Here is an 8349-nt window from a genome sequence, read left to right as displayed (position 1 = left end):
CGCCACAAAACACAACGGATCGATTCCCTCCATTGCGCACGAGGCCCCCATGACACACCCCGATTTCGTCAACAGATCCAATGTCGTCAATGTCGTCTCCGGCGTCGCATGGCAGGTGATTGACGATGTCGTCCCCTCCTCTACCGTCGCCTCACAGTAGTTCCGGATGTCGTACTTGCCCGAACTATCCGTACATTTTATATAAAAACGCGCCTTCCAACTTGTTGTCGTCGCATCCGTCGGTTTTAAAGACTCAATCACTGCCGCCAGCGTATAATTCCCACTCGTATCAGTCGTCGCATCCCCCAGGTCTTCCCCCTCCAGCGTAAACCCCTCACAGGTCATCCCCGAACCGGCACCATCCGTCGTCGCGTCCTTCATCACGAGTCCTGCCACCAATGCCGAAGAGGAACTGGCAGGAACCGTCACCGTCCCGGTCACACTGACCGTCGGCTTCGCCGCATCGGTCGTCGTCGTCCCCTCCTCTGAAGAGGTCTCCGCCACACCACCACATCCCCAAATGCCAATAAATCGGGGCATCACGACAAGACTGATAAGGGCAAAAAGAGATAAGAAAATGAGGCGACTTTTCATGATTAACCTTAAAAGAAAGCAATCAGCGTGCCAAAACACACTAAAAATAACAGATTGATTTTGTTCTGGTTTTATGAAAATCAGGGACCGAAATGGGTGAAAAATGACACGGACCAACCGAAAAATTGACGGTTCAAGAGTTATTTTTGATGCGTCTGGCGCTTGATTTCTTGCAAGTGTTTAAGGTCAATCAGATCTCGTTCCCTTCCGGCGGCTTTCTTCATTGAAATCAAATCGTCCAGTGAAACAAAGGGAACTCTTTCTCCAAAGAATGAAATTTCAATCCGCTTGTTCCACACATCGTCAAACTGGGCACCTGTGACGAATGGATGAATATCCGTTTTGAGAATGTATCCTCGAAGAAGAAGTTTTTTGGCCAGAGCTTCATCAACAGAGGTGTCGGTCAGATCGTACCCGCATTCTCGCAGGGCGGCAAAAGTCTTTTCAACATTCTCCCGGTTCGGTTCGATAAAAATATCAATATCCTCCGTCGTGCGAGTATAACCGTGAGCAATCACGGCGACTCCGCCAATAACGACGAATCGAACCTTATGGTCGTTTAACAATTTTAGGAGTTTCTTCTGGTCCAAAGAGCGCCTTTCGTCGTTCTTGGGCAAACTTCAAGAGGTTGATATTCCATTCGTACCACCTTTCGAGTCTCTGTTCCGGAGTCTGTTCAAGCGCACACTTCACCTCAAACTCAAGCTCTTTTTGGGGGTCGTCTTTTTCCAGTTTCAGAATCGGCATATCTCGTAATTTATCCGAAAAATTATGACCTGTAAAGACAAGAATCTAGGATAACCATTTGTAATTCTGCAGGAATTTCTTTTTTTCATTGCACCACGGAATTGATCCCGTGGCATCCCCTAAAGAGATCCTGGTCCCCCTCTTAAAAATAAGAGGGGGCTCGAGAATCGCTGAATCATTTGAGGGGAGTTATGAGGAAAAACAGACAGTCGACTTTTTGTCGTCCCTTAAGGTATTGGCAAAAAGATGGAAACCCTGCTCGAGGCGATCGGACATACACCACTTGTTCCACTCAAACGATGCCTCCCAACCGGATCGGCACAGGTCTTCGCAAAGCTGGAATGCTTCAACCCGGGAGGGTCTCTCAAGGATCGCGTGATCTTCAAGATCTTAACCGATGCCGAAAATAAAGGTCTCATCAAAAAGGGGAATACGCTCGTTGCTGGGACAACAGGGAACTCCGGGATCGCCCTCGCCTATATCGGTGGAATCAAAAAATACAAAGTGATTCTCACGATGCCGGAAAATTACAGCCTCGAGAGACGAAAGATCCTCGAGGGGTATGGGGCCGAGGTCCATCTGACACCAGCAGAAAAGGCGATCCGTGGGGCGATCGATCGGGCGAGAAAGATCGCCGAGGAGCGAAAAGGCTTCCTCATTAACCAATTCGAAAATCCCCTGACCCTTTTGGCCCACGAGGAATCAACCGCCCCGGAAATTGATACGGCACTGGCACTCCCTGTCGATGCCGTCGTCGCCTGTGTCGGGACAGGAGGAAGCATGATGGGGGTTGGTGGTTACTTTAAGAAAAAGGGGGCCAAGATAATCGCGGTCGAACCGGCCTCGGCGCCTCTGCTTTCTCAAGGAAAGACAGGCTCTCACAAGATTCAGGGGATCGGTACCGGCTTTATCCCTCCGATTCTCAACCGGGAGCTTATTGACGAGATTATCGTTGTATCCGATAACGAGGCGTTCGAGGGTTCGCTGGAAATTGCGAGAAAAGAAGGGATCCTGGTCGGCATCTCTTCGGGGGCAGCGATGGTGGCGGCACGAAAGGTGGCCAAAAAACTTGGGCCCAACAAACGCATCGTTACGATTTTTCCTGATCGGGGAGAGAGATACTTCAGTCTCGACAAATTTTTTGCAGAGAGAAAAGGATAAGAAATGTCTTTTGTGAAGGGGTTGAAATGTCGCGAATGTGGCCATGCCTATCCCGTGGCACCGACCCACGTCTGCGAATACTGCTTCGGCCCTTTGGAGGCGACATACGATTACAGCCGCATCAAAAAAACCCTCTCACGAAAAAAAATCGAATCCCGCGAGGGTTCGATGTGGCGATACCGTGAGCTTCTTCCGATCGATGGCGAACCAACTGTCGGGGTCAAGGCCGGCTTTACTCCGCTGATTCGGGCCAAAAATCTCGCGGAGGCGATCGGTCTCAAGGAACTCTGGATCAAAAACGATGCGGTCAGCTATCCAACCCTTTCCTTTAAAGACCGTGTCGTCTCAGTTGCCCTTTCAAAGGCGCTCGAGTTTGGATTCAAGGTCGCCGCCTGCGCCTCGACAGGGAATCTTGCCAATTCAGTCGCCGCCAATGCCGCCAACGCCGGAATGAAAAGTTACGTTTTTATCCCTTACGACCTGGAACATGGAAAGGTCTTGGGAACTCTGATCTTCGGGGCCAATGTCGTCGGCATCCATGGAACCTATGACGAGGTCAATCGACTCTGTAGCGAAATCGCCTCGAAATACAAATGGGCCTTTGTGAATATCAACATCCGGCCGTATTACGCCGAAGGTTCGAAAACAATTTTTTTTGAAACCATGGAACAACTGGGCTGGAAACTCCCCCGTCATGTTGTCGTCCCGATGGCGAGCGGTTCTCTGCTAACGAAGGTTAGCAAGTCGATCGAGGAATTCTACAATCTGGATCTGATCCAGACGAAAAAATGCAAGGTGCATGGGGCCCAGGCGACCGGATGCTCACCGATCTCGGCAGCCCTCAAAGAGGGATGGGACCTTTTCAAACCGGTCAAACCACACACCGTCGCAAAATCGCTCGCGATCGGAAACCCGGCAGATGGTTTTTACGCGATGCAGGCAATCCGAAAATCCGGCGGTTGGAGCGATGATGTGAGTGATGAGGATATTATTGATTCGATGAAGCTCCTCGCAGAGACAGAAGGGATTTTTACGGAGACAGCGGGGGGCGTCACCCTGGGTGTCACACGAAAACTGGTTAAACAAGGAAGGATCAAGGAAGACGAATCAGTCGTTATCTTGATTACCGGAAATGGGCTGAAAACCCAGGAGGCGGTCCGGGATCATTTGAGAGCACCGGATATTATTGATGCGAAGTTGGAGGAGTTTGATAGATTAATGAAGTAAAGGGGGGCTCATGAAAAAATCCAAAACCATCCGCCGGAAGGTCTATCTCACCTTCCCGGGTCCCAGGACAAAAGAGGCGATCATCTGTGATATGTACGAAAAATACAGGGTCAGGTTCAATATCCGCTCCGCCAGCGTCGACGAACATGTCGGATTGATCTCTCTGGAACTCGAAGGGACAGAAGACAAGTTAAATCAGGCCTTCGAGTTTTTCCGGAAACGGGGGGTCAAAGTCGAACCGATAGAAATTAACGTCATTGAATAATGCTCATTTCCTCCATCCTCGACAAAATCGGCAACACCCCTCTGGTCCGGATTCGCGAGGTGGCAAACCACGTACCTCAAGTGAAATCCGGCAAGGTTAAAATTTTTGCGAAGATCGAATACTTCAATCCGGGTGGGTCTGTAAAAGATCGTCCGGCCTATCGGATGATCCAGGAAGGGCTCCGCTCCGGAAAACTGACCCATGACAAGGTGATTCTTGACTCGACCTCCGGAAATACCGGCGTTGCCTATGCGATGATCAGTGCCGCCCTCGATCTCCCATGTGAACTGGTCATGCCCGAAAATGTCAGCAAACAAAGGAAACAGATTATCAATCGATTTGGGGCAAAGATAATTTACTCCTCACCAATGGAGGGGTCCGATGGAGCGATCCGGATCGCCCGAGAGCTCTTCAAGAAATATCCAGGGAAATATTTCATGCCGGATCAATATAATAATGAGTTCAACCCAAAGGCCCACTACGATACAACTGGCGAAGAGATCTGGCGACAAACCGATGGGAAGGTGACTCATTTTCTCGCCGGTATCGGGACCGGCGGGACTATTATGGGGACAGGACGCCGATTGAAAGACCACAACAGAAAGATCCAGGTGATCGCTATCGAACCTGAGAATGCACTCCATGGGCTTGAGGGGTTAAAACATATGGCCTCTTCGATTCGACCCGGCATCTATAAGGAAGAAGAACTCGACGGTAAAATCCCGATGGAGACCGAACCAGCCTATGACATGGCGGAGCGACTGGCCCGTGAAGAAGGGTTGATTGTCGGGCATTCCTCTGGAGCCGCGATACTTGGAGCGATTCAGATCGCTCTGAAGATCAAAGAAGGGGTGATTGTGACAATATTTCCTGATCATGGAGACAGGTATTTTACGATGCTGGAATGGGAAAAGGATTTTCGTGCCTAAATGTTAACCATCTGCTCTGAAATTCTCGAAAGAATGATCTCGTACGCTGTAAAAGCCTATCCCTACGAGGCGTGTGGCCTCCTCGTCGGTTCGAAGGGGCAAAATTCGGTCACCGAGTTTCATCCGATGCACAACATTTACGACGAGATGCACAAAAAAGATCCCGAAACCTACCCCCGCACCTCTAAGACCGCCTATTTGATTGATTCCAGAGAGCAGCAAAAAATATTCGACGAGGTCGAGAAAAACCAGATGGAGGTGAAGGCGATCGTCCACTCTCATACCGACCACGATGCCTATTTCTCGGAAGAGGATCGATTGGTCGCCGCCCCCTGGGGAGAACCGATGTATCCCAAAATTTCTTATATTGTGATTTCGATCTGGGATGGGAAATTTAAAGAGGCGAATGAATATTATTGGGATGACAAGAAAAAGGAATTTGTCCTAAACAAGGTCTCATAGCTCTATCCCCTCCCCCTCTTAATGCCTGCCCCGAGCGAAGTCGAGGGGTAAGAGAGGGGTTGGGGGTGAGTTATTAAGAAGCAGAAGTAAAGGAGGCTAGTATGTCTATCAAAATCAGAATTCCAACCCCACTTCAAAAAATCACGAAAAATCAATCGGAGGTCTCGGCCAAAGGGTCTTCCGTCAAAGAGATCTTGGCTGACTTGGAGCGCCAGTTTCCTGGCCTCAAAGAACGCCTCTACGACGAAAAAGGATCTCTGCGACGGTTTATCAATTTTTATGTTAACAATGAAGATATCCGCTTCCTGAAAGGGGAGACGACAGCCGTCAAGGATGGTGATGAGATTTCAATTGTCCCTGCGATTGCGGGAGGTAAATAAAATAATCCCATGAATGTGGGAATCCTCAAACTCGATCTTCTTCTCCGCGGTTTAAATCCGCCTCACGATTTTCCTGAAGATTTTATTCTGATCCTCCCTGAGAACACCCACGTTACTGTCACGTCGAATCCACATTCTCCCTATTCGCTTGAGAAGAAGGGAGAAGGCCTTCTGCTAAAATCACGAGAGGGGAATCTTGATGTCCAGGCCCTCTTCCCCCCCTCGGCTTCAAGGGAAAAAACATCGAGGGGATACCGGGTCGGAGACCTGATCCATGTCCATGGAGGCTTCCTCGCCGCTGCGCCTCGGGGTCCGTGCCGATTCGCCAAGTCCGGATTTGCCTGCAAATACTGCGGGACGAAAGAGACACCACGTCGGACTGATTATTCAAATGAAGATTTCGTGGAGGCGATGCAAATCCTCTTAAAAGAAACACCGGCAGAGATCATCCATCTCTCATCCGGTTTTGTCGAAACGGAGGATGGAGGCATCGCGATGATCGAGCCTCTCGTCCGCGAGATCCGGAAGCACTTGAATATTCTCATCTCCGTCGACGTGATGCCGCCGGCGACAAATCAATGGATCGATCGAACCTACGCCGCGGGTGTTGATATGGTTTATTATGACCTCGATGTCTTTGATCCGACACTTTTTGCCGCGCTCTACCCGGAAAAGGACAAAACAATCCGTCAAAAAAGATATCTTGAGGCACTCGAGTACGCTGTGAAAATATTTCCAAAAGGGGCGGTCACCTCGCACCTCGTCCTCGGGCTGGAACCACTCGAATCGACCCAAAAAGGGATTGATGCCCTGACAGACCTTGGAGTCGTCCCGCTGATCACCTTCTTCCCTCCTCAACCAGAAAGCTCGCTCGCGATGCGTTGGCAGCCCAATCTGAAAGAGATTATCCCGATCTTTTCGTATCTGTACCAAAGGACCCAGGAGAAGAAGCTCTCAACGAACTGGATCCGGCAGATAGACGTTGTCCTGACCCCCCTCGAAGGACGCCATTTCGTCGGTGGAAAATCGGGTCTGACGGTTGCGATGAAGAATTTCTATCACACATCGATCGGTCGAAAGGCAGCCTTTGGTCTCTCGGCAATTCGAAGAAAACTGAAAGTTCGCGAGGTCAAAGGTTAAATGCCAGAATCATCACGAATCATTATTGATAGCCGATCGATCCCGGTCATTCTTCTCTCCAAAAGCTATCGCTATCTCCTCTTCGCCCTTTTGATTTTGGTCAACCAATTCCTCCTCGTCCAGGTACCCCCTGAAGGGCTCTCCTCCGAAGGATGGAAGGCGATCATCGTCTTTGGAGATTGTGTCTTTCTCTGGGTCACGCAACTCCTCCCACTCGCAATCACCGGGTTATTGGCTGTCGCTGTCCCTCCGCTCCTTCAGATCTTAAGCCCGCGTGAGTCCTTCGCCCTCTTCGGCAACGAAACGGTCTTCTTTATCCTGGGCGTCTTTATCCTCGCGGCGGCGATGATGAAATCCGGTCTCTCCACGCGTATCGCGCTAAAACTCCTGCGACGGGCCGGGATGAGACCCAAAAAACTCCTTTTCCAGATCCTGCTGACCGCGGCCCTCCTCTCCTTTGTCATGAGCGAGCATGCGGTCGCCGCGATGATGTTTCCTATTATCCTGGAGATCGCGCGCGCCTTGGAGTTTATCCCCTACGGCGGGAGCTATGGACGACTGCTTTTCTTTGCCATGGCATGGGGATGTATCGTCGGTGGGATCGCTACCTTTCTCGGGAGTGGACGCGCGATTCTTTCCGTCGGAATCCTTTCTGAGCTGACAGGAGAAAGCCTTTCTTTTATTCAATGGACCTTGGCCAGTTTTCCTGTCGTTCTGATAATGTTCGCCGCCGCCTATCTGATGATGACCCGTTATTTCAAGATCGATGTCACGACCGTCGAGGAGGCCGACCGGATCCTCACCTCCAAAATCCGTGCCCAAGGGAAACCGTCTCCGACGGAATGGTTTATCTCACTTACCTTTTTCATCACGATCTTTTTCTGGATTTTTTATGGAATGAAAACCGGCATGGCGGTTATTTCGATCCTTGCCGTTGTCGTCCTCTTCGTCTTCCGGATCGTGAGCTGGAAGGATCTGGAAGAGTATGTGAACTGGGGTGTTTTTCTGATGTATGGAGGGGCGATCTGTCTCTCCTCCGTCCTGGACAAAACAGGCGCAGGGAAGTGGATGGCCGATTCTGTCATTCAGGGGATTGGAGGAGATCCCTTCTGGGCGACAATCCTTTTCACGACGGGCGCCCTGATCCTGACGGAGGCGATCAGCAATTCCGCCGTCGTCGCCGTCATGACCCCTGTCGCGATCAGTCTCTGTTCTCCCTTGGGACTCGATCCAAAAGGGATGGCCCTCCTGATCGCGCTCGCCTCCGGATTGGGAAATGCCCTGCCGATGAGCACCCCCGCGATGGCGATCGCCTTTTCTTCCGGCTATTTTCGGATGCGAGACACGATCACCCCAGCCCTTGTGATGAGTCTTGTCTCTCTTTTGGCGTTACTGTTGGTCGGCCACTATTGGTGGCCCGTTTTAGGGATCAAAATATTCTAAG

11 protein-coding genes are annotated in these 8349 nt (G+C 50.6%); 8 read left to right on the top strand and 3 right to left on the bottom strand.

Translation table 11 applies throughout. The features are described from left to right. From HYT76_04125 to HYT76_04115, 3 genes are all read right to left on the bottom strand, one after another. A partial coding sequence (locus tag HYT76_04125) for a hypothetical protein (GenBank protein MBI2082737.1) occupies positions 1 to 594 on the bottom strand: 594 nt, incomplete at its 3' end. A 140-nt stretch (positions 595 to 734) separates the two neighbouring features. Next, a complete protein-coding gene (locus HYT76_04120) occupies positions 735 to 1160 on the bottom strand; it encodes a nucleotidyltransferase (GenBank protein MBI2082736.1) in 426 nt (141 codons plus the stop codon). Beyond that, positions 1144 to 1341, bottom strand: a complete 198-nt coding sequence (locus HYT76_04115) for a hypothetical protein (GenBank protein ID MBI2082735.1) — start codon at positions 1339 to 1341, stop codon at positions 1144 to 1146. Before HYT76_04115 ends, HYT76_04120 begins: the two co-directional genes overlap by 17 nt. A gap of 246 nt (positions 1342 to 1587) precedes the next feature. Between HYT76_04115 and cysK the strand changes: the two genes are divergently transcribed. The 8 genes from cysK (at position 1588) to HYT76_04075 (ending at position 8348) form a co-directional block, all read left to right on the top strand. Further along, complete coding sequence (gene cysK, locus HYT76_04110; protein MBI2082734.1) at positions 1588 to 2502, top strand: cysteine synthase A; 915 nt, start codon at positions 1588 to 1590, stop codon at positions 2500 to 2502. 3 nt (positions 2503 to 2505) lie between these two features. Continuing rightward, a complete protein-coding gene (locus HYT76_04105; protein ID MBI2082733.1) occupies positions 2506 to 3729 on the top strand; it encodes a threonine synthase in 1224 nt (407 codons plus the stop codon). A 10-nt stretch (positions 3730 to 3739) separates the two neighbouring features. Next, positions 3740 to 3994 (top strand): FeS-binding protein, encoded by a 255-nt coding sequence (locus HYT76_04100; protein MBI2082732.1) that lies wholly within the window; start codon positions 3740 to 3742, stop codon positions 3992 to 3994. Then, entirely contained in the window at positions 3994 to 4923 is a 930-nt protein-coding gene (locus tag HYT76_04095) for a pyridoxal-phosphate dependent enzyme (GenBank protein MBI2082731.1), read from the top strand. Before HYT76_04100 ends, HYT76_04095 begins: the two co-directional genes overlap by 1 nt. Beyond that, the gene (locus HYT76_04090; GenBank protein MBI2082730.1) at positions 4924 to 5385 is read left to right on the top strand and encodes a M67 family metallopeptidase; all 462 of its coding nucleotides are present in this window, start codon (positions 4924 to 4926) and stop codon (positions 5383 to 5385) included. It begins immediately after the preceding gene. 101 nt (positions 5386 to 5486) lie between these two features. After that, positions 5487 to 5765: a MoaD/ThiS family protein gene (locus tag HYT76_04085; protein ID MBI2082729.1), complete on the top strand. Its 279-nt coding sequence runs from the start codon at positions 5487 to 5489 to the stop codon at positions 5763 to 5765. 9 nt (positions 5766 to 5774) lie between these two features. Continuing rightward, a complete protein-coding gene (locus tag HYT76_04080) occupies positions 5775 to 6905 on the top strand; it encodes a hypothetical protein (protein MBI2082728.1) in 1131 nt (376 codons plus the stop codon). Further along, positions 6906 to 8348 carry a DASS family sodium-coupled anion symporter gene (locus HYT76_04075; protein ID MBI2082727.1) on the top strand — a complete coding sequence of 481 codons (1443 nt, stop codon included), beginning with the start codon at positions 6906 to 6908 and terminating at the stop codon, positions 8346 to 8348. Position 8349: the final 1 nt, after the last annotated feature.

This window comes from Deltaproteobacteria bacterium, assembly GCA_016180845.1.
GTDB lineage: Bacteria > UBA10199 > UBA10199 > JACPAL01 > JACPAL01 > JACPAK01.
This window is presented reverse-complemented; position numbering and strand designations above follow the sequence as displayed.

What these genes read in the sequence shown, in the direction of transcription:
- HYT76_04090 (MBI2082730.1), top strand. Translation starts at nt 4,924, where the DNA reads ATGTTAACCATCTGCTCTGAAATTCTCGAAAGAATGATCTCGTACGCT.
- HYT76_04115 (MBI2082735.1), bottom strand. Translation starts at nt 1,341, where the DNA reads ATGCCGATTCTGAAACTGGAAAAAGACGACCCCCAAAAAGAGCTTGAG.
- HYT76_04100 (MBI2082732.1), top strand. Translation starts at nt 3,740, where the DNA reads ATGAAAAAATCCAAAACCATCCGCCGGAAGGTCTATCTCACCTTCCCG.
- cysK (MBI2082734.1), top strand. Translation starts at nt 1,588, where the DNA reads ATGGAAACCCTGCTCGAGGCGATCGGACATACACCACTTGTTCCACTC.
- HYT76_04095 (MBI2082731.1), top strand. Translation starts at nt 3,994, where the DNA reads ATGCTCATTTCCTCCATCCTCGACAAAATCGGCAACACCCCTCTGGTC.
- HYT76_04075 (MBI2082727.1), top strand. Translation starts at nt 6,906, where the DNA reads ATGCCAGAATCATCACGAATCATTATTGATAGCCGATCGATCCCGGTC.
- HYT76_04080 (MBI2082728.1), top strand. Translation starts at nt 5,775, where the DNA reads ATGAATGTGGGAATCCTCAAACTCGATCTTCTTCTCCGCGGTTTAAAT.
- HYT76_04085 (MBI2082729.1), top strand. Translation starts at nt 5,487, where the DNA reads ATGTCTATCAAAATCAGAATTCCAACCCCACTTCAAAAAATCACGAAA.
- HYT76_04105 (MBI2082733.1), top strand. Translation starts at nt 2,506, where the DNA reads ATGTCTTTTGTGAAGGGGTTGAAATGTCGCGAATGTGGCCATGCCTAT.